The sequence below is a fragment of the Rhizocola hellebori genome, assembly GCF_016862955.1.
Classification (GTDB): domain Bacteria; phylum Actinomycetota; class Actinomycetes; order Mycobacteriales; family Micromonosporaceae; genus Rhizocola; species Rhizocola hellebori.
In genome coordinates this window covers 21,681-44,846 of record NZ_BONY01000013.1, presented here as the reverse complement: position 1 = coordinate 44,846, position 23,166 = coordinate 21,681, and the positions used below count along the sequence as shown (strand labels likewise).

Here is a 23,166-nt window from a genome sequence, read left to right as displayed (position 1 = left end):
CCTCCCAAGTTGTGGGATGTCCAGATGGTGGGAGACACCAGTGAGCAGGACTCTTGCCCAGAAGGTCTGGGATGCACACGTAGTAGCAAAGTCAGAAGGCGAACCCGATCTCCTCTATATCGACTTACATCTGCTTCATGAGGTGACCAGTCCGCAGGCCTTTGACGGGCTGCGACTGGCGGGCCGCAAAGTGCGGCGGCCGGATCTCACCATCGCCACTGAAGACCACAACACACCGACCGACAATCTGCTGACCATCAGCGATCCGGTGTCGCGTACCCAGATAGAAACGCTGCGGAAGAACTGCGCCGAATTCGGCGTCCGGCTGCACCCGTTGGGAGATCCCATTCAGGGGGTCGTCCACGTGATGGGGCCGCAGCAAGGCCTTACCCAGCCGGGCATGACGATCGTGTGCGGCGACTCGCACACCTCCACCCACGGCGCTTTCGGGGCCCTGGCGTTCGGCATCGGCACCTCCGAAGTGGAACATGTGCTCGCCACCCAGACGCTGCAGCAGGCAGTTCCGAAGCAGATGGCGGTCACGGTAACCGGAGAGCTGCCAGCCGATGTCACCGCCAAGGACCTGATCCTGGCGCTCATCACCAAGGTGGGCACCGGCGGTGGGCGCGGTTACGTGGTGGAATACCGGGGCTCCGCGATCGAGAAGCTGAGCATGGAGGGACGGATGACCGTCTCCAACATGTCCATCGAATGGGGCGCCAAAGCCGGTCTCATCGCACCCGACGAGACGACCTTTGCCTGGCTTGAGGGTCGGCCATTCGCCCCGACCGGCGCGCAATGGGATGCGGCCGTCGCCTATTGGCGCACCTTGCCGACCGATCCGGGTGCCCACTTCGACACCGAGGTGCACCTCGACGCCAGCTCGCTGACGCCGTTTGTCACCTGGGGCACCAACCCGGGTCAGGGCGCGCCTCTGGGCGATGTCGTCCCCGATCCCGAGTCCTTTGGCACCGAGGCGGAAAGGGCCGCCGCCCGCCGCGCGGTCGAGTACATGGACCTGCGGCCCGGCACCGCATTGCGTGATGTCGCGGTGGATGTGGTCTTCCTCGGTTCGTGCACCAACGGGCGAATGGAGGATCTGCGGCTGGCCGCCAGCGTCCTGCGCGGCCGCAAAGTCGCTGAGGGCGTGCGGATGCTCGTGGTCCCAGGCTCCGCCCAGGTTCGAGCGGAAGCCGAGGAGGAAGGCCTGCACGAGATTTTCACGGCCGCCGGCGCCGAATGGCGCTTCGCCGGGTGCTCCATGTGCCTGGGCATGAACCCGGACACCCTGAAGCCGGGCGAGCGGGCGGCGTCCACGTCGAACCGCAATTTCGAAGGCCGGCAGGGCAAAGGCGGGCGGACCCATCTGGTCTCGCCGGCGGTCGCCGCGGCCACCGCGGTCCGGGGCCGGCTTTCCGCTCCGGCGGATCTGTAAGGGTAAGAGGTAGCCAGAGATGGAGAAATTCAGCGCTCATATTGGAACAGCTGTGCCATTGCGGCGTTCCAACGTGGACACCGACCAGATCATTCCCGCGGTCTTTCTTAAGCGGGTGACCCGGACAGGTTTCGAGGACGGGCTTTTCAGCGCCTGGCGCGAGGATCCCGAGTTTGTCCTGAACAACCCGGCTTACGCCGGGGCGACCGTTCTTGTTGCAGGCCCTGAGTTCGGCACCGGCTCGTCCCGGGAGCACGCCGTATGGGCGTTGCTGGACTACGGCTTCCGGGTGGTCATCTCCCCCCGTTACGGCGATATCTTCCGGGGTAACTCGTTGAAGCAGGGGCTGCTGACCGTTGAGCTACCGCAGGAGGCGGTCGAGCAGCTGTGGGATCGCGTCGAGGCCGACCCGGCGATGGCGGTCGAAATCGATTTGGTCGCCCGCGAAGTCAGGTGCGCCGGGCTCGTATGGCCTTTCGCCCTAGACGATTTCAGCAGGTGGCGGCTGCTGGAAGGCCTTGACGACATTGGACTGACGCTTCGTCACGCGGATTCCATATCGGCCTTCGAAACAACCCGGCCCAGCTTCGGAGTGGTTGTGAACTGAAAAATAGGGTAAGAAAACGGTCGCGTCCCAAAGGAACCAAGGGGCGCGGCCGTCGTTTATTTTTGCGACACAAGGATGCTTTTTTATCGTCCTAATGGCATCTTGAGAATATAAGGCTTACTGTGCTCCACAGAGTGCTTAAAAAAGTCCAGTGGGACTCAACCCGGAGGAAGAAATGAACAAGAGCGAACTCATCGATGCGATCGCCGCCCACCCGACCGTCACTGATAAGAAGACGGCAGCGGCGGTGCTCGAGGCCACGCTCACCGAAATCCAGAACGCCGTCACCAAGGGAGACAAGGTTTCCCTCACCGGCTTCGGTGTTTTCGAGCGTCGCGCTCGTGCGGCCCGGATGGCCCGCAACCCTCGCACCGGCGAAGCGGTCAAGGTGAAGAAGACGACTGTCCCGGCGTTCCGCCCCGGCGCCGGCTTCAAGGAGACCGTCGCGACCGGCAAGACCGGCACCTCGACTGCGGCGAAGAAGACCGCCGCCAAGAAGACCGCGGCTGCGCCCGCGAAGAAGACCGCCGCGAAGTCTGCGCCGGCGAAGAAGGCCGCGACCAAGGCGGCCCCCGCGAAGAAGGCGGCCGTCAAGAAGACCGCCACCAAGGCCGCCACCAAGGCGGCACCCGCCAAGAAGACCGTGACGGCCAAGGCCGCGCCGGTTCGCAAGACGGCCGCCAAGGCCGCTACGAAGACCACCACTGCCGCGAAGAAGGCGCCGGCCAAGAAGGCCGCCAAGCGCTAAACCCCAACGGCACTCGCACAACCCCGTCGACAGGAAGCACTCAGTCGGCGGGGTTGTTCATTGCCCGATGCATCTGGGCGGGCGTCGGCGGCGCGGGCAGGGGCCGCCGGCTGGGGCAGCTAAAGGCCTGCAGGAGATACTCAACCAGACGCTTGAACGCGCGCGGGGCCGTAGCGGAGGTTCCGCGCAGGACCCCGGCGTTGGCCATCAGCAGCATGGGCAGATCTTCGGGTACATAGTCTTCACGCAGCGACCCGTCGAGTTTGGCCCGGTGCACCAACTCCAGGTAGCCCTCGAAGACGGCGGCGCTGCGCGCCTCGTCAGGCCCGTGACAGGGCACCATTAACACCTCGGCCAGGCCCGGCTGGCGCGCCTGGATCTCGGTGGCGGCGCGGACAAAGCCGCTGAAGCCCCGCCAGGGATCGGGGTCGGCCAGCCCTTTTCGCAATGCCTTTTCGTAGAGCTCGATGTGGCGGGAAGCGACCGCCTCGAGCAGGTCCTCCCGGGTGGGAAAGCGCCGGTATAAGGTCGCGACACCGACTCCGGCCACCGCCGCGATCTCCTCCAGTGGCACGTCTGGCCCACGGTCGGCGAAGGCGTGACAAGCGGCATCGAGGATGAGTTCCCGATTTCTAGCAGCATCCGCCCGCATCATCATGATCAGATCGTAGCAGAAGTGGACGGCAACCTCCGCTTAGTGTTAGCGTGCGCCCCAGGTAAATGGAGGAGATCCATCACTTAAGGGGAGAGATACATGAACATTGCGCTATGGATAGTTCAGGGGTTGCTCGCGGCAGCCTTCGCGGGCGGCGGATTTCTCAAGCTCACCAAGCCCAAAGCGGAGCTCCAGCCGAAGATGGCCTACGTCGAGGACTTTTCGGCCGGCACGGTGAAGCTGATCGGCGCCGTCGAGCTGCTGGCCGCGCTCGGGCTGATCCTGCCGTGGGCCACCGGGATCCTGCCCGTGCTGACCCCGCTGGCGGCGAGTGGCCTTGCCCTGGTGATGGTGCTTGCGGCCCTGGTCCACGTGCGCCGCAAAGAGTATTCGGCGATCCTTTTCAACGCTATTCTCGGCGGCCTTGCCCTATTCGTGGCGCTCAACCGTTTCTAGTCTGAGTTGCGTAGCAATTCGACCACTGTCGCCCGTACCTCGCGGATGGCCGCGCGTTCGCGCTCATAGAGCCTTCCCGCGGTCACCGCGAGTTCTGGGTCGGTGGCAAAGGATAGCCAGGTGTCGGCGGCGACGGCCGCATCCTGATGCTCGCCGAGCAGATCCTGAAAGTGGGCCAGCTCTCGCGCCCGAGGGTCCTTTCGCCCCTTCAGAGCCTCTGTCGCGTACCGGACCCGCTTGACCTCTATACGCCACGCATGCCATTGCTCGTCGGGCGCGTGCTCACCCGGTGGGTTCAGTTCCGCTGGGACGACAGGGGTCGCGGCGGCGGCCCCGGTAGCGTGGGTGAGCGGCGGATTTAAGGCGGCGCTGGTAAGCCGGCCGACCAGATCCAGATACCGCTTGCCCCCCATGGCCTGCGCGAGCGCTCCGATCGCCTCGCGCTGCCGCGCGGCCAGGGCGGCGTCGATCCGTTCCACCGCGGCGCCGTCGATCGAGGTGAGCGGATCGGCGGCGGCCGTGCGGGTCAGCCTCGCCCGCAACACCTCTATATCCCGTGCCCCGCCGAGGAGCCCGGCGAGCCAGCGCAGCTCCTCACGCAGCGACCGGGCCCACGGCCGGCGCAGCTGCGGGCCGAAGGTCTTCAGGTCGGAGCGCAGACGACGGCAGCCCACCCGCATCTGATGCACCGGGGTATCCCCGTTGGGCAGCGGGTCTCCTGTGCGTACGAGCGGGTCGTGACTGAGGATCCGATGCACGCCGCTCTGGATGGCCTGCACGACAGGGCTCGCCTGCTCCTGGGCAAGAGCCTCGGCCGCAGCGCCGGTCTCCAGCAGCCGCTCAAGCTGGCGGCCGGGCGGTACCTCCTGAGCCCCGGCGGCCAGCAGCTGTCCTTCCACAGTGGACACCGCGGCGGCCGTGCCGACCAGGCGAATCGAGCGCAGCAGGCGGGTCGCGGTGGAGATCTCGACCTCGATCAGTTTCACCCCGGGCAGCCGGTATCGGCGAGAACGCACGAACGCCACCGTCGTCGCCGGACCCTCCGGACCGGACGACGCCAGCGGGAGCAACGCCGTCTCCTCTTTATAGGAGTGCATCGCGGGGCCGAGGTGGTCGCTCAGCCGGAACTGGGCGTCGACCTCGTACCTGCTTTCCCGCCTGGGCATGCGGGTCAGCCTAGCCGCGAATGACCTGTTGTAGCAGGGCCTGCTGCAGATCGGTGAGGGGGGCCTCCGGAGTCGACACGCGTCGCGACCAGCTTCCGTCTGAGGCGAGGTCGAAAGCCTCCCGCTGGTCGGACATGGCCGCCGCGAGCAGCTTGTCCAGCTGCAAGCAGGCATCGTTGTCCACCACCTGAATCAGCGCTTCGACCCGGGCATCGAGGTTGCGGTGCATCGGGTCGGCCGAGCCGATCCAGAACTCCGAGGAGCCGTTGTTTCCAAACCGGAAGACCCGGGAATGCTCCAGGAACCGGCCGAGAATGGAGCGGACGCGGATGTTCTCGGACAGCCCGGCGACGCCGGGCTTGAGGGTGCACATGCCGCGGATGATGAGATCTACCTTCACACCGGCCTGGGAGGCCCGATAGAGCGCATCGACCACCTGCTCGTCGACGAGCGAGTTGGCCTTTATTTGGATCAGGGCTTCATCACCCCTGCGGGCATGCTCGATCTCGCGGTCGATGCGATGGATGATGCCGGTACGGATCCCGTGCGGGGCCACCAGCAACCGCCTGTACGAGGTTTGCCTGCTGTATCCGGTGAGGGTGTTGAACAGGTCGGTCAGGTCGGCGCCCACCTCGGGATCGGCGGTGAGTACACCCAGATCTTCGTAGAGGCGAGCCGTCTTCGGGTGGTAGTTGCCTGTCCCGATGTGGCAGTACCTTCTGATCTGGCCGCCTTCCTCGCGTACCACCAAAGCGGTCTTGCAATGGGTCTTCAGGCCGATCAGTCCATAAACGACATGGCATCCGGCGCGCTCCAGCTTGCGGGCCCAGCCGATGTTGGCCTCCTCGTCGAAGCGGGCCTTCACCTCCACCAGGACCACCACCTGCTTGCCCGCTTCGGCGGCGGCGACAAGGGCGTCAACGATCGGGGAGTCCCCGGAGGTCCGGTAGAGGGTCTGCTTGATGGCGAGCACGTATTGATCGGCGGCCGCCTGTTCGATGAAGCGCTGCACGCTGGTGGAGAACGAATGGTAGGGGTGGTGCACGAGGATGTCGCCGTCGCGCAGGATGTTGAAGACGCTGCGGGTCTTTTCGCCTTCCAGCAACCGGGGATGCGTGGCGGGTACGAAGGTGGGGTCCTTGAGCTCGGGCCGGTCGATGGCGTGGATCTGCCACAGCCCGGACATGTCCAGCAACCCCGGCACCCGCAGCACGTCGTGGCTGTTGACCTCCAGCTCTTCCACAAGGGTTTGCAGCACGTGGTCGGAGATGGTGGCCGCCACCTCGAGGCGCACCGGGGGCCCGAAGCGGCGCCGTGCCAGCTCCCGCTCCATCGCCTCGATGAGGTCTTCGTCGCGTTCCTCGTCGATTTCCAGGTCAGCGTTGCGGGTGACCCGGAAGACGTGGTGCTCCACCACGGTCATGCCGGAGAACAGCTGCCCGAGTTGGTTGGCGATCAGCTCTTCCAGGGGCAGGAAGCGAAGGTTGGGGCCGTCGGCGCTGAGGGTCACGAAGCGCGGCACGTTGTTGGGCACTTTGACCCGAGCGAAAAGCTCTTGTCCGGACTGGGGATCGCGGACGACGGCGGCCAGGTTGAGCGACAGGCTCGATATATAGGGGAAAGGGTGCGCCGGGTCGACGGCTAGCGGGGTGAGCACGGGAAAGATGCGGTCGTGAAAGTAGGCGCGCAGCTGCTCGCGGTCTCCTCGGTCCAAATCGGACCAAGTGAGGATCTTGATACCGGCCTCTTCCACACCGGGCCGGATCTTGTCTGCGAACAGCGCAGCCTGCCTCGCCACCAGCTCGGCCGTGCGCTCGGCGATCACTTCCAGCTGGGCGCGCGGCGGAAGCTGGTCGGCGCCCCGCGCGGGAAGCCCGGTCTGCAACCGCCGATGCAGACCCGCGATGCGCACCATGAAGAACTCGTCGAGGTTGCTTGCGAAGATGGCGAGGAACTTGATTCTTTCGAGCAGGGGAACCCGCTCATCTTCGGCGAGCGCCAGCACCCTGGCGTTGAAGTCGAGCCAGGACAGCTCCCGATTCAGATAGCGGTCTTCGGCCAAGGGCGGAGGTTCTTTCTTGCGACGAGATGCCACCAGCTCATTTTCACCCAGCTCCGGGTTAACGCGAGGCGAACTTAAAAGGTGGGAATGGAGATCTTGTCGACGTTGCCGTCGGGTCCGTATTCGAGGCTGACTCGCTGGCCGAGGCGCAGCAAGCGAAGCCCTGACACGTCAAAGGCCGCCCGGCCGAAGGTCACCGGCGTGCCATCGTCGAGCAGCAACGACCCGGTGCGGGTCTCGGGGTCAAACTCTGAGATGGTGCCCTGCATGGCTCCAGCCTAGTGCTTTCACGGCTGCTAAGTCAGCCAAGGTATCGACATCCCTGCGCAACGTTGGCCAATCGCCGGAGAGCCTTACCGCGCCGGAACTTTCGTGCGCGTCCGCCGAGCCCGGCCCGAACCGCGGATCGAGGTCGCCGAACGGCGCGGCCAACAGGACCGTCCCGGTGCCCTCCGCGTCGGGGACGAAGCTGCGCGTGGTGCATAGCTCCAAGGCCTGCGTCAGTTCGGCCGGGCGCAGCGCGGGCAGGTCGGCCGGGATCGCCGCCAGCGGGCCGGAAAGACGGCGTGCCACCTCGACCAGCGCGGCGTTCAGATCCTGATGTGGGTCGGGCAGAGTCTCAAAGCCTGCCAGGGGTTCATTGCTGATGACGATGACACGGGCAACGGCCGGGCTGGCGGCAGCGGCCTCAAGCGTCGCGGTGGCCAGGGTGAGCACCAGGTCCTCGTGCCGTGTTCCCGGCACCGCGCCGCGCAGCCGGCTCTTCGCCGCGGCAAGCGGCTTAAGCGGCACCAGCAGGGTGAAACGGTCGGCAGACATCTGCCGATTCTGGCAGGCACAGTTTCCGAACAAGGCCATCGGGGTGACATGATGCTGGCTGAAACACGACAGGAGGGCCGGCGTGACACGGCGCAAGCTGGGGTTCTGGGGACGGTTCGCTGTGTCGCTGGTCAAACCGGCGACCGCTCTGTTCAACAAACCCGATTGGCGCGGGTGGGAAAACTTCCCGGCGGGCGCCTGCATCGTGGTGGTCAACCACATCTCCGACGCCGATCCCTTTGTGATCGCCCGCTATGTCTACGAGTCCGGTAGGTGGCCCCAGTTCCTGGGCAAGGAGAGCCTCTTCCGGCTCCCCGTGGCCGGCAAAATCCTGCACTGGGCCCGCCAGATCCCGGTCCGCCGCAACACCGTCGATGCCGCCAAAGCGCTCGATGACGCGGTCGCGGCACTGCGGAAAAATGGCACGGTCGTCATCTATCCCGAGGGCACCATCACCCGCGAGCCGGGCCTATGGCCTATGCGCGGCAAAACCGGTGCCGCTCGGCTGCACCTGCTCACCGGCGCCCCGGTCATTCCGGTGGCGATGTGGGGGCCTGAGCAGATCTACGACCGGCGAACCAAGAAGCTGCGCCTCAAGCCCCGCACGCCGGTCTCGGTGTGGGCCGGGCCTGAGGTCGACCTGTCCCGATGGGCGGGCGCCGATCCGAGCATGGCAACTTTGACTGAGATGACCGAAACAATAATGCTGCGCATCCGTGATCTGCTGGCCGAGATCCGCGAGGAATCTCCGCCACCGATCTGGAGTCCAGCCGCCGGAAAGGAATCAGCGGAATGAAAACGGTGGTGCTGGGTGCCGGGTCCTGGGGCACAGCGTTCGCGAAAATCCTTGGCGATGCGGGCAATGAGACGGTGCTTTGGGCCAGGCGGCCCGAAATCGCCATGGCCATCAATGCCAACCGAGAAAATCCTGACTATTTGCTGGGTACCAGGCTGGGCTCGAACGTGACGGCGACGACATCAGCGGCCGAAGCGCTCGATGGGGCCGAAATCGTCGTTCTCGCCGTGCCTTCGCAGACGCTGCGTGCCAACCTCGCCGACTGGGCGCCGGATCTGGGTCCTGATGCCACCCTCGTCTCGTTGATGAAGGGGATCGAGCTTGGCACCACCATGCGGATGAGCCAGGTCATCATCGAAACCGCCGGGGTTTCGGGTGACCGGGTCGCCGTGGTCAGCGGCCCCAACCTCGCGCACGAGATCGCTGCCGGGCAACCCGCGGCGACCGTGGTGGCGTGTGTGGACATGGAAAGGGCCACCCAGGTTCAGGACGCCATCACCACCTCATACTTCCGGCCATATACCAACGACGATGTCATCGGCTGTGAGCTGGGCGGCGCGGTAAAGAACGTCATCGCGCTGGCTTTCGGCATCGCCCATTCGATGGGCTTGGGCGACAACACGAAGGCGACCCTCATCACCCGCGGCCTGGCAGAGATCGGAAGGCTCGGCATGGCGCTCGGCGCCGACCAGATGACCTTCGCCGGACTGGCCGGTCTCGGCGACCTGGTGGGCACCTGCATGTCGCCGCAGTCGCGCAACCGCACCTTCGGCGAGGCCCTGGGCCGGGGCCAGTCGCTGGAGGAGGCGCAGCGCACCACCCGGTTCACCGCCGAGGGGGTCAAGAGCTGCCTTGCCATCCGCGATCTGGCCCGCGCGCACGGGGTCGACATGCCCATCACCGAGCAGGTGGAGCGGGTGTGCCATGAGGGCGTAGATCCCAAAGTTGCTCTCAAGACGCTCATGTCGCGTGCTACAAAGCCTGAATGACCTACTCAGACTCGACCCGCTGCGTCCACAGTGGACTGCCTGCGCCGCAGATCGGGGCACCGGTGGCACCGGGGCCTGTGCTCGCGTCGGCCTACCACCTCGACCCCGAGGGGTACGTCACCGGGCGCGACGGGTACGGCCGGCCCGACAACCCGACCCGGCGCATCCTCGAGTCGGCCATCGGTGAGCTTGAGGGCGGCGACTGTCTTGTCTATGCCAGCGGCCAGGCCGCGATCACGGCGCTGCTGCTGACGACGCTGCATCCCGGCGACACCGTGGTGCTTCCATCCGATGGCTATTACCAGGTCAGAGTCTTCGCCGCGGCCACCCTTGCCGACTTGGGGATCGATGTCATCGAGGCCCCGACGGCGGGGCCTTATCCGTCCTTCGAGGGCGTACGGCTGGTGCTGCTCGAATCGCCGGCCAACCCCGGGCTGGACGTGGCCGACATCCGCGCCATCTCGGCCGTGGCGCACGAGGCCGGGGCGCTTGTCGCGGTCGACAACACCACCGCCACCCCGCTGCACCAGCGGCCGCTGGAGCTCGGGGCGGACTTAGTGGTGGCCTCGGGGACCAAGGCCCTCTCCGGCCACTCAGACCTGCTCCTGGGCTACGTCGCCACCCGCGACAAGTCGCTGCTGGAGGGGATGCAGAGATGGCGCAACCTGACCGGCGGCATCCCGGCCGCTTTTGACTGCTGGCTCGCCCGCAGGTCGCTGTCGACATTGGCGCTGCGCCTGCGCCAGCAGGCCGCAAACGGGGCGGCCGTGGTGGCCACGCTCCGTAAGCACCCGGCGGTGTCGGCGGTGCGGTGGGCCGAGATCGCTCCCGGCATTGTCTCTTTCGAGTTGGATTCCGCGGCGGCGGCCGCGGCTTTTCTGGGGGCATCGAAGCTGGTCGCGGCGGCCACCAGCTTCGGTGGAGTGCACTCCTCCGCTGATCGGCGGCATCAGTGGGAAGACAACGTCCCTTCGGGATTTGTCCGCCTCTCCTGTGGCATTGAGGACACTTCAGACCTTGTGGCAGACATCGAGACCGCTCTTGACGCCTCCATGGGATAGCGGCATGCTCCCACTATGGAAGCGCTCCCACGCATCGTGGTGTCGCTGGCGATTGTCTGTGGTCTTCTAGCGGCCGGCCCGGCCGCGGCGGAAGAACCTGAGCAGATAGTCAACGGCACCTTCGACTCAGGCCATGCCCCCTGGTGGGGCACTGGCAATATCACCCTTGACTCCAGCAGTGGCCAGCTGTGCGCCGACATTCCTGGCGGCACGGTTAACCCCTGGGACGTCATCATTGGTCAGGACAACATCACGCTTATCGCGGGTGAGTCCTATCAGTTCGGCTACGACGCGAGCGCGGGCGCCTTTGGCAAGGCGCTGATCCAGCTGCCCGTGGATCCCTGGACCCAATTCCTTTCCCTCCCGCTGCCCGCCACCTCGGGCTCGTTCACCTCACCTGTCGATCTGCCCAACGCCCAGCTGGCGTACCAGATAGGCGGGCGCGCTGACCCATGGCGGTTCTGTATGGACAACGTTTCGCTGCGCGGTGGCGCGGCGCCCCCCGTCTACACCCCGGACACCGGTCCCCGGGTGCGGGTGAACCAGGTCGGATACCTGGCCAGCGGCCCCAAGCAGGCCACCGTGGTCACCGAGGCGACAACTCCGGTGCCGTGGGAGCTGCGGTCCGGCGCCACCACTGTCGCGAATGGACAGACGGTGCCCCGCGGCGTCGATCCCACCTCGGGCCAGAACGTGCACACCATCACGTTCAGCAACGTTCACGCGGCGGGGACCTACACGCTGAGCGCCGACGGCGAAACGAGCCGCCCCTTCGACATCTCGGGCAACTTCTATGCCCAGATGCGCGATGACGCGCTGAAGTTCTACTACACGCAGCGGTCCGGTGTTGCCATCGACAACGCTCTACGCCCTGGGTACGGCCGTCCGGCCGGGCATGCCGGGGTCGCACCGAACCTCGGTGACGTGCTTGTCCCGTGCCAGCCCGGAGTCTGCGACTACTCGCTGAACGTGCGCGGAGGCTGGTACGACGCGGGCGATCACGGCAAGTACGTCGTCAACGGCGGTATCTCGGTCTATCAGCTGATGGCTGCCTTCGAGCGCAACCGGTTCGCCTTCGGCGACGGGCAACTGTCCATTCCGGAGAGTGGAAACGGCGTGCCCGACGTCCTCGACGAGGCGCGCTGGGAGATGGAGTTCCTGCTCAGCATGCAGGTTCCGGCGGGCAAGCCGCTGGCGGGCATGGCCCACCACAAGATTCACGACAGTGAGTGGACCGGCTTGCCGCTGCTGCCGCACCTCGATCCGAAGGTGCGCGAGCTTCACCCGCCCTCGACCGCGGCCACGCTGAACCTCGCGGCCACGGCAGCCCAAGCGGCACGCCTTTTCGCCCCGTACGATGCGGCCTTCGCGGCGCGGTCGCTGGCGGCGGCGCGGTCGGCGTGGGCGGCGGCGGTCGCCAACCCGGCGATCTACGCTTCGACGGCGGACGGCAACGGCGGCGGGACCTACGACGACACCAACGTCACCGACGAGTTCTACTGGGCTGCGGCGGAGCTGTTCCTCACCACCGGGGAGAAGGCGTTCCGGGAAGCGGTGCTCACGTCACCGCTGCACACTGCGGACATCTTCCGCGCCAAGGGTTTCGACTGGCAGTGGGTGGCCCCGCTGGGCCGGCTCGACCTGGCCACGGTGCCCAACTCGCTGCCCGGACGGGCGGCGGTGAAGGCGTCGGTGGTGGCGGCTGCCGAGTCCTATCTGGAGGCTCAGGCCGCGCACAGCTACGGGCTGACCTACACGCCCGACGGCGGCATCTTCGATTGGGGTTCCAACAACCTGGTGCTCAACAACCTTGTGGTGGTGGCGACGGCCTTCGATCTGACCGGAGCGCCGCGCTTCGCCGAGGGTGTGCTGAGCGGGATGGACTATCTGCTTGGGCGCAACGCGCTCAACATGTCGTACATCACCGGCTATGGCGAGGTCAACTCGCATAACCAGCACAGCCGGTGGTACTCCCACCAGCTCAACCCCGATCTGCCGAACCCGCCGAAGGGCACGCTTTCCGGCGGCCCGAACTCGTCGATCCAGGATCCGGTGGCACAGCAGAAGCTGCGCGGCTGCGTGGGCCAGTTCTGCTACATAGATGACATCGAGTCGTGGTCGACGAATGAGCTGACCATCAACTGGAACTCGCCGCTGGCGTGGGTTTCCTCGTTCCTTGCCTCGTCGGCGCAACCCGCGCCGTCGACCTGCCAGGTGCGCTACACCCGGCTGGCGCAATGGCGAGGCGGGTTCCTGTCGGTGGTGACCGTCAAGAACACGGGCTCTACCCCCATCAATGGCTGGCAGCTGCGCTGGTCGTTCCTGAGCGATCAGCGAGCCGGTGCCCATTGGGGTGCGACCTTGCACCAGGCCGGCGCCATGGTTACCGCGACCAATGAGTCGTGGAACCGGGCGATTCAGCCCGGCCGCTCGGTGACCTTCGGGTTCCTTGGTGATCCGGGCGGCGGCCCGAATCCCAACCCCGAAGTGTTCACCCTGAACGGATCCCTCTGCGGATAGGGATCCGTCGCCCCTGCTCGGCGGGCTGGAACCGGGGGGTGAACAGCCCGTCGAGCAGGATTACCGATTGGCCAATTTCAGGATCTCTCGGCGGACTATCCATAGTGGAATCAGGCCGAAGATACCGAACGATATATCGATGAGTTGCCACCAGAACGGAATGCCGCGGATCGGGCCGGCGATGAAGGCGAGCGGGATAATCGCGACGCAGCAAAGCATCGCCCACTCGATGACCCAGATGTTGCGCACCGGATCGCGGTAGGGGCCGATGAACGCGAGCCCGATCACGATATGGGCGAAGGCAAGCCAGTCGGTGCCGTAGAACATCAGCGGCGGAGTGGCTTCCAGCGCTACCTTTACCTCGTTAATCCAGTCGGCCAGCGGTTCCGGCAACGCAAGTGTGGAAACCCAGCGGACCTCGGCGAGGAGGGGAAAGGCGGTAACGCCGCTGAGCACCAGGCAGATCACGAAGAGGACGATCCAGATGCGGACACGCGTCAAAGGGGTCACGGGCAGTGATGCTAGGGCGAGCTGGGCACCGGTGCGAGCAGCTCCACACTGAATCTCCACAACGCAAGGTAATGTCGGCCCCGTGAGTGAAAAGATCCGCGTCGCCGTGGTCTTCGGCGGGCGCAGCACCGAGCACGCGATCTCAGTCGTCAGCGCAGGCGGCATCATCGGCGCGCTTGACCCGGCCGAGTTCGACGTGGTGCCGGTCGGTATAACCCGCGCGGGAGGATGGGTGCTCACGTCGTCAGACCCTGCCACACTCGCCATCGAAGGCCGGTCGCTGCCGGAGGTCACCTCGGGTCAGGCCATAGCCCTGCCGGCAGATCCGACACGCCAAGAGCTTGTGGTGCTTGACCCGGTCGACGGCGTCTCCGCGCTGGCCGGCGTTGACGTAGTTTTCCCGGTGCTGCACGGCGCTTACGGCGAGGATGGCACGATCCAGGGCCTGCTGGAGATGGCCGGCATCCCCTATGTGGGAGCGAACGTCTTCGCTTCGGCCGCCGCGATGGACAAGGAGTTCGCCAAGAAACTCGCGGCCGCAGAAGGGATTCCGATCGGTCCGTACGCGGTGCTGCGCGCCGGACAGGAGTTGTCCGCGGCCGACAAGGAGCGTCTTGGGTTGCCCGTGTTCGTGAAGCCGGCGCGTGCCGGGTCGTCCATGGGCATCAGCAAGGTGAAGGAGTGGGGCGAGCTGGAAACGGCACTGGCCAAGGCGCGCGCCGTCGACCCGAAGGTGTTGGTGGAAGCCGCGATGCTCGGCCGCGAGGTGGAATGCGGTGTCCTCGAAGGCGAGCCGGGCGCGGCGCCGGAAGCGAGCGTGCTGGCCGAGGTAAGGCTCGTCAAAGGCGGACATGAGTTCTATGACTTCGAAGCCAAATACCTCGACGACGACTGTGAGTACGACATCCCCGCGCCACTGCCCCATCACGTAACGGCTCAGGTGCAGGAGCTCGCCGCGCGCACCTTCTCCGCACTCGACTGCGCCGGGCTGGCCAGGGTGGACTTCTTCGTCACACCAGAGCTGGACATCTATCTCAACGAAATCAACACCATGCCCGGCTTCACGCCGACGTCGATGTTCCCGCGCATGTGGGCGGCCAGCGGCCTGGACTATCCCAAGCTGGTGTCCCGCCTCATCCGTACAGCACTGAGGCGCGGCTCAGGATTGCACTAACCGCATCCGCTGGGTTTGACCTGTGCGCTGGGGACAGCGGCGGTGACCGGGCCGGAAAGCGCTGCCGCCCATTGCCCGCTGCCTTCACCGCTCAGCGCGCCCGGAAGGGCCAACGCGATCGTCACTTCGCGGTCGACCGTGGTCCAGACCGAACCCGCCTCGTTGGGATGCCAGCAAACGCCGCTGAGCGGATAGACGAAATCGGTGGGCGCGAAGGTGGGCGCGGGGCCGCCACAGGTGAGCGTGACGGCGGGATCGCCGAAGGCGGCGTTCTGCTCATGCCCCCCGGTGACCTGACGGCGTGGCAGCCCGCGCAGTTGCTCGGGCAACTTTGCCAGGAAAGCGCGGCAGACCACCGCCTCGCGCTCGCTCAGCGCGATCGCGGCTACGGGCACCGGTGCGGTGGGGACAGGCGCGACGCTCGCACTCGCGGTGGCTTGCGCCGTCGGCGTAGGCGCGGGCGCGGGTTTGAGTGTTTGGAACATCACGAATCCGGCGACCACAGCGAGCGGAACGGCAATCGCTGTGGCGATGCGCCTCGCGGACCGCGTCGTTTGATCGTTGTTCACAGGTGGATGATGGGGCACGTCAGGGTGCGGGTGATGTTGGGTATGAGCTGTATCTGCGAGAGCAGCAGCTTGCCCAGATCATCAACACTGCGGGCCTGAACCATGGCGATGACGTCATAGGGACCGGTGACCGCGTCCACTCGGAGCACGCCTTCGATGGCACGGATCGCTCCGGCCACGTCGACGGAGCCGCCGACCGCAGTCTGAATCAAGATGTAGGCGTGGACCACGCGTCGAAAATACCTCACCTGTGTTGGAGGCCTTGAAGTGAGTATCAGGCAGACCGGAGAGTTTGGGCTGATCTCGCGGGTGGTGTCCCGACTGGGCGAGCCCGGTCCGGCCGTGCTGCTGGGGCCGGGCGACGACGCGGCGCTGGTGGTGGCCTCCGACGGGCGGGTGGTGGCATCTACCGATCTGCTGGTCGAAGGACGGCATTTCCGGCGCGACTGGGCCGATGCCTCGGACATCGGCCGGCGCGCGGCAGCGGCCAATCTGGCTGATATCGCCGCGATGGGCGGCACAGCCACCGCTTTGCTGGTAGGTCTGTGCGCCCCGGCCGACTTGGACGCCGGATGGGCCGAGCTGCTCGCCGAAGGTCTGGCCGAGGAAGCCGGCCTGGTCGGAGCGAGCGTGGTCGGCGGGGACATGACCTCCGGCCCGACTCTGATGATCGCCGTCACCGCGCTGGGCGACCTGCACGGGCTCGCCCCGGTGCGCCGCGACGGTGCCCGGCCCGGCGATCTGGTCGCCATGGCGGGCCGCACAGGCTATGCCGCAGCCGGTTACACGGTGCTGTCACGGGGGTTCCGGACCCCGAAGGTACTGGTGGACGCCTACCGCCGTCCGGAGGTCCCCTACGCCCACGGTCCGGCTGCGGGACGGGCCGGGGCCACGTCGATGATTGACGTCTCCGACGGGCTTCTTGCCGACCTCGGCCACATCGCCGACGCCAGCCGAGTGCACATTGATGTTCTTAAAGACGCTTTTGTGGTACCCGATCAAATGCGAGACGCGGCCTTAGCCCTGGGCGTGGATCCCTACCAGTGGCTGCTCGCGGGGGGCGATGACCACGCTCTCGCCGCGACCTTCCCCGAGGGCGCACCGCTGCCGGAGGGCTGGCGCGTGATCGGCAAGGTGGGAACCGGAAGTGACGTAACAGTCGATGGCCGACCCTGGTCGGGGGCGACCGGGTGGGACCACTTTAGGGTCTAGTGCGTGCAGATTGAGATAAAGCCGACCCGGTACGGGGCTTCCGTCGCACAGCGGCTCATCGGCGAGCTCATGGAAGACCTGACCGAGCGCTACGGCGGCCCCGACGCGACGCCGGTGCGCGCGGCCGAGTTCGACCCGCCCAACGGCGGCTTCTTCGTCGCCTACCTTGACGGCGAGGCGATTGGCTGTGGCGCCTGGCGTGGCCATGACGACGCGGGCGAGGTGGCCGAGGTGAAGCGGATCTTCGTATCCCAGCAGTCGCGCGGCCGCGGCATGGCCAGCCGCATCATGACCGCTATCGAGGACGACGCCCGAGCGCACGGCCGCAACCGGATCATCCTGGAAACGGGGACGGGACAGCCGGAAGCGATTGCCATGTATGAGTCTTTGGGATACGAGCGGATCGAACCCTTCGGCTACTACCGCAACGAGCCCGGGGTGCGCTGCTTCGCCAAGAAACTATGACGAAAGGCCGCTCGCAGGGAGCGGCCTTTCGTCGAAATGACTGTTGTTGGAAGTTACTCGCAGATCAGGCGCGGGAGACCTTGCCCGCCTTGATGCACGAGGTGCACGCGTTCACCTTCTTGGTCGTGCCTCCGCCAGCAGCGACCCGCACCGACTGGATGTTGGGGTTCCAACGGCGGCGGGTGGCCTTCCTCGACCACGGCCGGTTGTTGCCGAAGCCCGGCTTCTTGTCGCAGATGTCACAAACGCTAGCCACTGGATCTCTCCTGAAGTCGTCCTTGATCGGTCGCGATGAACGCAACCCCGACAGGTTACCCGACAGACCACACCTTCGCCCAATCGGCCCCTGCGCGCTATTTCCTATTAGGCTTACGCACGTGCTGGAGGCCATGGACGCGCATGCAGTGCGGCGTTGGTGCTCGCAGGCGATCGCGCTCGTGCGACGTCATGAGCAGGAGCTCAACGACCTGAATGTCTACCCTGTGCCCGACGGCGACACCGGGACCAACCTCCTGATGACCTTGCAAGCGGCTGAGCGGGCACTCAGCGAAGTGCTGGAGGAGCAGACCCCGGGCGACGCCCTGCGCACGATGGCGCGGGGCGCCCTGATGGGCGCTCGGGGCAACTCGGGAGTGATCACCGCGCAGTGGCTCGCCGGGCTCGCCGCCGGCATCACCGGGTCGCGGGCCCTTCAGGATGCCGCTGTCGCCGCCTACGAAGCCGTGGCCCACCCCGTGGAGGGGACGATCCTGACCGTGGCGCGTGCGGCGGATGGCGCGACCCTGCGCGAGTGCGCCGATGCGGCAGCGGTCGCCCTGGCGCGCACGCCGGAGCAGCTGCCGGAGCTGGCCGCCGCCGGGGTGGTCGACGCGGGCGGCAGGGGGCTGGTGCTGCTGCTCGACGCGCTGGTGCAGACCCTGACCGGCGAGGAGCTCTCACACGAGGTGAGCGTGGTGGTCGGGCACGCGCCGACGGCGGCCCTGTCCGGCTATCGCGGCCCCGCCTACGAGGTGCAATACCTGCTCGACACCGATGCGCAGGCCGTGGACAAGCTGCGATCCGTGCTGGACAGGCTGGGCGACTCCCTGGTCATTGTGGGCGGGCAGCCGTCCTGGCGGGTCCACGTGCACGTCGACGACGCCGGCGCGGCCATCGAGGCCGGGCTGGAGGCCGGGCGGCCGCATCAGATCCAGGTGACCCATCTGACCAGCTCGAAAGCGGAGGGCGGGCCGCGCCGGCCCGACCCGACCGCGCGGGCCGTCGTCGTCACCGCCGCCGGCGAGGGCATCGCCGATCTGCTGGTGAACGAGAACGCGGTGCCGGTGAGGTCGAAGCCGTCGACGTCGGACATTCTCGATGCGATCCTCGCCACCGGAGCGGGGCGGGTGGCGGTGCTGCCCACCGATACGAACCTGCGGGCGGTGGCGCAGACCGCCGCGGACGAGGCCTTCGGCGAGGGGGTGAAGGTGCGGGTCATCCCGACCCGATCCCCGGTACAGGCCTTGGCGGCGCTGGCCGTGAGAGACCCGGCGCGCCGCTTCGAGGACGACGTGATCGCCATGGCCGAGGCGGCCGCCGCCTGCCGATCCGCCGAGGTGACCATCGCCAGCCGGGAAGCGATCACGGTGGCCGGGCGATGCGTGCCCGGTGACGTCATCGCGCTCGTCGAGGGCGAGGTCAACGTGATCGGACAGGACCTGTTGCAGGTCTGCTGCGAGCTGCTCGACCGGATGCTGGCCACCGGCCGCAACGAGCTGGTGACGCTGCTGACCGGGGCCGATGCCCCGCCCGGCCTGGCCGAGGCGCTCACCGAACACGTACGCGAAAAGTGGCAGCTTGTCGATGTTCACGCCTACGAAGGCGGGCAGCAGCATTACCCGCTTCTTGTCGGGGTGGAGTGAGAGACTCGCCTGAATGGACACGCCACTGGGCAAGATTGTGGGCGAGAAGACGGCCAAGGCGCTTGCCGTCAACCTCGACCTCTACACCGCGGGTGACCTGCTCTATCACGTGCCCCGGCGCTACGACAAACGCGGCGAGCACACCAACATCCGCCAGCTGGAGGTGGGTGAGCAGGTCACGGTGATGGCTCAGGTGATGAGCACCAACCCGCGCAAGTTCCGGCAGCGGGCGGGCCACATCCTCGAGGTCATCGTCGGTGATGGTCTCGGCGGCCAGCTCACCCTGACCTACTTCAACCAGGCTTGGCGTGCGCGTGATCTGCTGCCCGGAAGGTGGGGGCTCTTCGCCGGCAAGGTGACCGAGTTCCGGGGCCGCCGCCAGCTCAACGGGCCCGACTACATCCTGCTCGACGGCGCCGACTGGAACGAGGAGATGGAGGCGTTCGCGGGGGCGTTCATTCCCGTCTACCCCTCGGCCGCGAAGATCCCGACCTGGGTCATCGCCCGCTGCGTGCGCGTGGTGCTCGACACCATCCCGATGCCGCCAGACCCGATGCCCTCGGAGATCCGGGCCGCGCGCAAGCTCATCGATCTGCCTACCGCTCTGCGCGAGATCCACCGGCCGTCGTCGGGCGAGATGCTCGCCCTGGCGAAGAAGCGGCTCGCCTGGGACGAAGCCTTCGCCATCCAGCTGACCCTGGTGCGGCGCAAGCAGGAGGCCGCACAGTGGCCCGCGGTTTCCCGGCCTCAGGTCGAGGGCGGGCTGCTCACCACGTTCGACGCCGGTTTGCCCTTCCAGCTGACCGAGGGTCAGCTGGAGGTCGGCGAGCAGATCAGCGCCGACCTGGCCACGCCGCACCCGATGCACCGGTTGCTGCAGGGCGAGGTGGGCGCCGGTAAGACCCTCGTCGCGTTGCGGGCCATGCTGCAAGTCATGGACAACGGCGGGCAGGCCGCCCTGCTCGCGCCCACCGAAGTGCTTGCGGCACAACACTTTCGAGGCATCACCGGCCTGCTTCCGCTGGAGGAACAGCATCGGGTGGTGCTGCTGACCGGCTCGACCGGCGCCGCCGCCAAGCGCCGGATCCTGGGCGACATCGGCAGCGGGGCCGCCTCACTGGTCATCGGCACCCACGCCCTGCTCTATGACGGCGTCGACTTCGCCGATCTCGGTCTGATCGTCATCGATGAGCAGCACCGCTTCGGGGTCGAGCAGCGCGACGCCTTACGCGCCAAGGCCGAGCAGCCGCCGCACGTGCTGGTGATGACCGCCACGCCGATTCCGCGCACGGTGGCGATGACCGTTTACGGCGACCTCGAAATCTCCACCCTCACCCAGCTTCCCGGCGGCCGATCGCCGATCGCCTCGCACGTGGTCCCGGCCGCGGAAAAGCCCGCCTTCCTGGAAAGAGCTTGGCAGCGCGTGCGGGAGGAGGTCGGCAAGGGCCATCAGGCCTACATCGTGTGCCCGCGCATCGGCTCGTCCGACGCCGCCTCCGAAGACGAGGAGCCGCCATCGGATGCCGAGGCCGATAGCGACCGGCGGCCCCCGATCGCTGTGCTCGAAGTGGCGCCCCTGCTCAAGGAGGGCCCGCTTTCCGGGCTGCGCCTGGAGATTCTGCACGGCAAGCTGCCCGCCGACGAGAAGGACGCCGTGATGCGCGCCTTCGCCGCAGGCAAGCTCGACGTGCTCGTCGCCACCACCGTGATCGAGGTCGGCGTCGACGTTCCCAACGCGACAGTCATGATGATCCTCGATGCTGACCGCTTCGGCATCTCCCAGCTGCATCAGCTGCGCGGCCGGGTGGGCCGGGGCTCGGCCGCCGGTCTGTGCCTGCTCGTCACCGAGACCCTGGAAGGCACCCCGACCCGGGAGCGGCTCGACTCGGTGGCGTCGACCGTCGACGGCTTCCAGCTCGCCGAGATCGATCTGGAGCAGCGGCGCGAGGGCGATGTGCTGGGCGCGGCCCAATCCGGCCGCCGCACCCATCTGCGCCTGCTGTCGCTGTTGCGCGACCGCGAGCTGATCGGTGAGGCGCGGGCGGAGGCCGAAGAGTTGCTGGCGCGCGACCCCACCCTGGCCGAGCACCCGCTGCTGGCCCAAACGGTGAGCCGCCTGGTGAGCGAGGATCGGGCCGAGTACCTCCAAAAAGGCTGACTGCCAACAAATGAAGGGCGGGCCCCTCGCGGGACCCGCCCTTTCTTCTATGTGGTGGTGCTCTGAGGAACCTACGAGGCCAGGCGGCGCAGGTTGACCATCCGGCGGCGGGCCAGGAAGAACACGATCGCGCCAAGCGCGACGAGCCCGGTGCCCGAGGCGATGTAGCCGGCCGTGTTGTCACCGGTCTTAGGCAGCTGCGGCGGCACGCATCCCTCTGGCTTCACCCAGACCAGTGGCTCGCCCAGGGTTTCGCCGTTGAGGGATCCCGCGACCGTCAGACCGCTCGGCCCGGCAACGAACTCCACGTCCTTGTCCTCGCCCGGGTTCAGCGTGAACGACACCGGGTCGCCCGGGGTCGGGGTCAGCACCAGGGCAGCGGGGGAGCCGTCCTGCGGGTTGGTCAGGTGGATGATGATGCCGGTACAGGTCTGCTCGATGTTGCCGTCGAGCTCCTCACAGCCCTTCGGCCGCTCCCAGGTGATGGTGCGGGTGCGCTCGCCGATGGACACATCGACCTTGAAGGCGTCGGTGTCGTTCGGGGCGTCGAAGGTGTACGTGGCCTTCTCACCCGGCTGGAAGACCTTGGTGATGGACTGGCCGCTGGTCGGCACGAGCTTGACGGTGTGCGCCGCGCCATTCTCGGGGTTGTCGACCGTGACCTCGACGCCGGCGCAGCTCTGAGTGATCTTGATGTCGATCGGGTGGCAGTTCGTCGAGTCCTGCCACGAGTAGGTCTCGATCTGCTCGCCGCTCTCCAGGACGACGACGCTTGCCGAGTTCTCCTTGGGGACGTGGACCAGTGCCGTCTCGCCCTTGGGAACCACGACCTCCTCGCTCGACCAGCCGTTGGCGCCCTTGACCACGAAGCGGGCGTCCTTGGTGGCGGTGTCACCGTTGAAGAGGGTGACCGTCACGAGGCCGGTGCAGTCCGAGGCGAACCTGGCGGCGGGCTTCGGGGCGTTCTTCACACAGCCGCCGGTGAAGTTCACGGTGGCGGTGGAGGTGTGCTGCTTGGCGGCGAAGTTGTCGCGCTGCCAGGTCAGTTCCACCTTGAGGCGGGCCGCGTCGGCCGTGCCCGGGACCGTCTGGTGGGCGCTCAACGTGGTGGCCGCGGCGATGGGGTCGTTGTCGGCCAGGTCGGTGATGAGGCTCTCGGGGGAGAGGGTGACGAACGTCCCGCCGGTGCTGACGGCTGTCCGCTCCGAGACGGTGCCATCGGTCACGATCTGGACCTTGGCGGCCCGGCTCGGGTGCTGGTTGGAGACCTGCCAGGTCACCTTCCAGGTGCCGGATTCCTTGTCACATTCCGCGGTGCCGGCGACCGCCGAGCTGAAGCCGGACTCACAGTTGAGGTCGGCGAGGGAGATCTTATAGCTGTCGATCTTGTCGTCAGGCGTGACGTAGTTGTTGCTCCACTTGGCTTTCATCTTGATTTCGGCGAACGGCGTGCCATCGGGCACCGTCTGAACGCCTTTGAGCGCGGCCCCCGCGCCGATCGGGCTCTGAACGCCGATGACGTCGCTGGTCACCGTTCCGTTGTTCGCTACCCGGAGGATGGAATCGCTCGGGTTCTGCTGGAACCAAATGATCCGCTCGTTCTTGTCGCCCTCGCTGTTTTGGATCGTCCAGTTGATCTGGATCTTCCCGTTGGCGCACACCGCGCCGGCCGTAATCGTGTTGTGGTGCGCCTGGGCGGGGCTGCCAAGCGCGACCGCACCAAGAGTGCCGAGGACAACGGAACCCGTGAGGGCGAGTAACCGTTTCAAGGGACGATTCAAGGCATTCTCCCCAAAGCAATCGAGATCGGAGGGTCAGCGGCATGGAGCAACGCCTGACCCTATGAAAGGCGAGAGATCCTTG

23 protein-coding genes are annotated in these 23,166 nt (G+C 66.7%); 13 read left to right on the top strand and 10 right to left on the bottom strand.

Annotated elements, in window-relative coordinates; translation table 11 throughout:
• Positions 1–16: 16 nt before the first annotated feature.
• From leuC to Rhe02_RS12730, 3 genes are all read left to right on the top strand, one after another.
• On the top strand, positions 17–1,435 hold the full coding sequence (gene leuC, locus Rhe02_RS12740; RefSeq protein ID WP_203908380.1) for a 3-isopropylmalate dehydratase large subunit: 1,419 nt from the start codon (positions 17–19) through the stop codon (positions 1,433–1,435).
• A gap of 19 nt (positions 1,436–1,454) precedes the next feature.
• Positions 1,455–2,042: a 3-isopropylmalate dehydratase small subunit gene (leuD, locus tag Rhe02_RS12735; protein ID WP_203908379.1), complete on the top strand. Its 588-nt coding sequence runs from the start codon at positions 1,455–1,457 to the stop codon at positions 2,040–2,042.
• 175 nt (positions 2,043–2,217) lie between these two features.
• The gene (locus tag Rhe02_RS12730) at positions 2,218–2,790 is read left to right on the top strand and encodes an HU family DNA-binding protein (protein ID WP_203908378.1); all 573 of its coding nucleotides are present in this window, start codon (positions 2,218–2,220) and stop codon (positions 2,788–2,790) included.
• Positions 2,791–2,830: 40 nt separating this feature from the next.
• Here the strand turns inward: Rhe02_RS12730 and Rhe02_RS12725 are convergent, their stop codons facing one another.
• Entirely contained in the window at positions 2,831–3,448 is a 618-nt protein-coding gene (locus Rhe02_RS12725) for a TetR/AcrR family transcriptional regulator (protein ID WP_203908377.1), read from the bottom strand.
• A 96-nt stretch (positions 3,449–3,544) separates the two neighbouring features.
• On the opposite strand from Rhe02_RS12725, the gene Rhe02_RS12720 reads away from it, so the two are divergent.
• Positions 3,545–3,901 (top strand): DoxX family protein, encoded by a 357-nt coding sequence (locus Rhe02_RS12720; RefSeq protein ID WP_203908376.1) that lies wholly within the window; start codon positions 3,545–3,547, stop codon positions 3,899–3,901.
• Here Rhe02_RS12720 and Rhe02_RS12715 read toward each other — a convergent pair.
• Genes Rhe02_RS12715 through cofC form a run of 4 tightly spaced genes read right to left on the bottom strand, consistent with a single transcriptional unit; the run spans position 3,898 to position 7,948 of the window.
• Entirely contained in the window at positions 3,898–5,067 is a 1,170-nt protein-coding gene (locus tag Rhe02_RS12715) for a CHAD domain-containing protein (RefSeq protein ID WP_203908375.1), read from the bottom strand. The genes Rhe02_RS12720 and Rhe02_RS12715 overlap by 4 nt on opposite strands.
• Positions 5,068–5,077: 10 nt before the next feature.
• Positions 5,078–7,162, bottom strand: a complete 2,085-nt coding sequence (locus tag Rhe02_RS12710; protein WP_275412612.1) for an RNA degradosome polyphosphate kinase — start codon at positions 7,160–7,162, stop codon at positions 5,078–5,080.
• Positions 7,163–7,203: 41 nt separating this feature from the next.
• Positions 7,204–7,398 (bottom strand): cold-shock protein, encoded by a 195-nt coding sequence (locus Rhe02_RS49790; protein ID WP_239123737.1) that lies wholly within the window; start codon positions 7,396–7,398, stop codon positions 7,204–7,206.
• Positions 7,373–7,948, bottom strand: coding sequence for a 2-phospho-L-lactate guanylyltransferase (cofC, locus tag Rhe02_RS12705; protein WP_239123736.1), 576 nt, complete (start codon positions 7,946–7,948; stop codon positions 7,373–7,375). The genes Rhe02_RS49790 and cofC overlap by 26 nt, the downstream gene beginning before the upstream one ends.
• Before the next feature lie 82 nt (positions 7,949–8,030).
• Here cofC and Rhe02_RS12700 point away from each other — a divergent pair, with 82 nt between their 5' ends.
• From Rhe02_RS12700 to Rhe02_RS12685, 4 genes are read left to right on the top strand one after another with little or no spacing between them, the layout of a single operon-like run.
• Positions 8,031–8,744, top strand: a complete 714-nt coding sequence (locus Rhe02_RS12700) for a lysophospholipid acyltransferase family protein (protein WP_203908374.1) — start codon at positions 8,031–8,033, stop codon at positions 8,742–8,744.
• On the top strand, positions 8,741–9,733 hold the full coding sequence (locus Rhe02_RS12695) for an NAD(P)H-dependent glycerol-3-phosphate dehydrogenase (protein WP_203908373.1): 993 nt from the start codon (positions 8,741–8,743) through the stop codon (positions 9,731–9,733). Before Rhe02_RS12700 ends, Rhe02_RS12695 begins: the two co-directional genes overlap by 4 nt.
• Positions 9,730–10,794 carry a cystathionine gamma-lyase gene (locus tag Rhe02_RS12690; RefSeq protein ID WP_203908372.1) on the top strand — a complete coding sequence of 355 codons (1,065 nt, stop codon included), beginning with the start codon at positions 9,730–9,732 and terminating at the stop codon, positions 10,792–10,794. Before Rhe02_RS12695 ends, Rhe02_RS12690 begins: the two co-directional genes overlap by 4 nt.
• Before the next feature lie 15 nt (positions 10,795–10,809).
• On the top strand, positions 10,810–13,314 hold the full coding sequence (locus tag Rhe02_RS12685) for a glycoside hydrolase family 9 protein (RefSeq protein WP_203908371.1): 2,505 nt from the start codon (positions 10,810–10,812) through the stop codon (positions 13,312–13,314).
• A 60-nt stretch (positions 13,315–13,374) separates the two neighbouring features.
• Here Rhe02_RS12685 and Rhe02_RS12680 read toward each other — a convergent pair whose 3' ends face one another.
• On the bottom strand, positions 13,375–13,824 hold the full coding sequence (locus tag Rhe02_RS12680; protein ID WP_203908370.1) for a hypothetical protein: 450 nt from the start codon (positions 13,822–13,824) through the stop codon (positions 13,375–13,377).
• Positions 13,825–13,906: 82 nt separating this feature from the next.
• Here Rhe02_RS12680 and Rhe02_RS12675 point away from each other — a divergent pair, with 82 nt between their 5' ends.
• The gene (locus Rhe02_RS12675) at positions 13,907–14,998 is read left to right on the top strand and encodes a D-alanine--D-alanine ligase family protein (protein WP_203908369.1); all 1,092 of its coding nucleotides are present in this window, start codon (positions 13,907–13,909) and stop codon (positions 14,996–14,998) included.
• On the opposite strand, the gene Rhe02_RS12670 is transcribed toward Rhe02_RS12675, so the two are convergent.
• Positions 14,995–15,567: a DUF3515 family protein gene (locus tag Rhe02_RS12670; RefSeq protein ID WP_203908368.1), complete on the bottom strand. Its 573-nt coding sequence runs from the start codon at positions 15,565–15,567 to the stop codon at positions 14,995–14,997. The genes Rhe02_RS12675 and Rhe02_RS12670 overlap by 4 nt on opposite strands.
• Positions 15,564–15,797, bottom strand: a complete 234-nt coding sequence (locus tag Rhe02_RS12665; protein WP_203908367.1) for an Lrp/AsnC family transcriptional regulator — start codon at positions 15,795–15,797, stop codon at positions 15,564–15,566. The genes Rhe02_RS12670 and Rhe02_RS12665 overlap by 4 nt, the downstream gene beginning before the upstream one ends.
• 37 nt (positions 15,798–15,834) lie before the next feature.
• On the opposite strand from Rhe02_RS12665, the gene Rhe02_RS12660 reads away from it, so the two are divergent.
• Both Rhe02_RS12660 and Rhe02_RS12655 read left to right on the top strand, forming a co-directional pair.
• Positions 15,835–16,779: a thiamine-phosphate kinase gene (locus Rhe02_RS12660; protein ID WP_203908366.1), complete on the top strand. Its 945-nt coding sequence runs from the start codon at positions 15,835–15,837 to the stop codon at positions 16,777–16,779.
• Between the two features lie 3 nt (positions 16,780–16,782).
• Entirely contained in the window at positions 16,783–17,244 is a 462-nt protein-coding gene (locus Rhe02_RS12655; protein WP_239123735.1) for a GNAT family N-acetyltransferase, read from the top strand.
• 64 nt (positions 17,245–17,308) lie between these two features.
• On the opposite strand, the gene rpmB is transcribed toward Rhe02_RS12655, so the two are convergent.
• On the bottom strand, positions 17,309–17,500 hold the full coding sequence (rpmB, locus tag Rhe02_RS12650) for a 50S ribosomal protein L28 (RefSeq protein WP_203908365.1): 192 nt from the start codon (positions 17,498–17,500) through the stop codon (positions 17,309–17,311).
• A 121-nt stretch (positions 17,501–17,621) separates the two neighbouring features.
• Between rpmB and fakA the strand changes: the two genes are divergently transcribed.
• Entirely contained in the window at positions 17,622–19,145 is a 1,524-nt protein-coding gene (gene fakA / locus Rhe02_RS12645; RefSeq protein WP_203908364.1) for a DAK2 domain-containing protein, read from the top strand.
• 13 nt (positions 19,146–19,158) lie between these two features.
• On the top strand, positions 19,159–21,303 hold the full coding sequence (gene recG, locus Rhe02_RS12640; protein ID WP_203908363.1) for an ATP-dependent DNA helicase RecG: 2,145 nt from the start codon (positions 19,159–19,161) through the stop codon (positions 21,301–21,303).
• Positions 21,304–21,374: 71 nt separating this feature from the next.
• On the opposite strand, the gene Rhe02_RS12635 is transcribed toward recG, so the two are convergent.
• Positions 21,375–23,084, bottom strand: coding sequence for an LPXTG cell wall anchor domain-containing protein (locus Rhe02_RS12635; RefSeq protein ID WP_203908362.1), 1,710 nt, complete (start codon positions 23,082–23,084; stop codon positions 21,375–21,377).
• Positions 23,085–23,166: the final 82 nt, after the last annotated feature.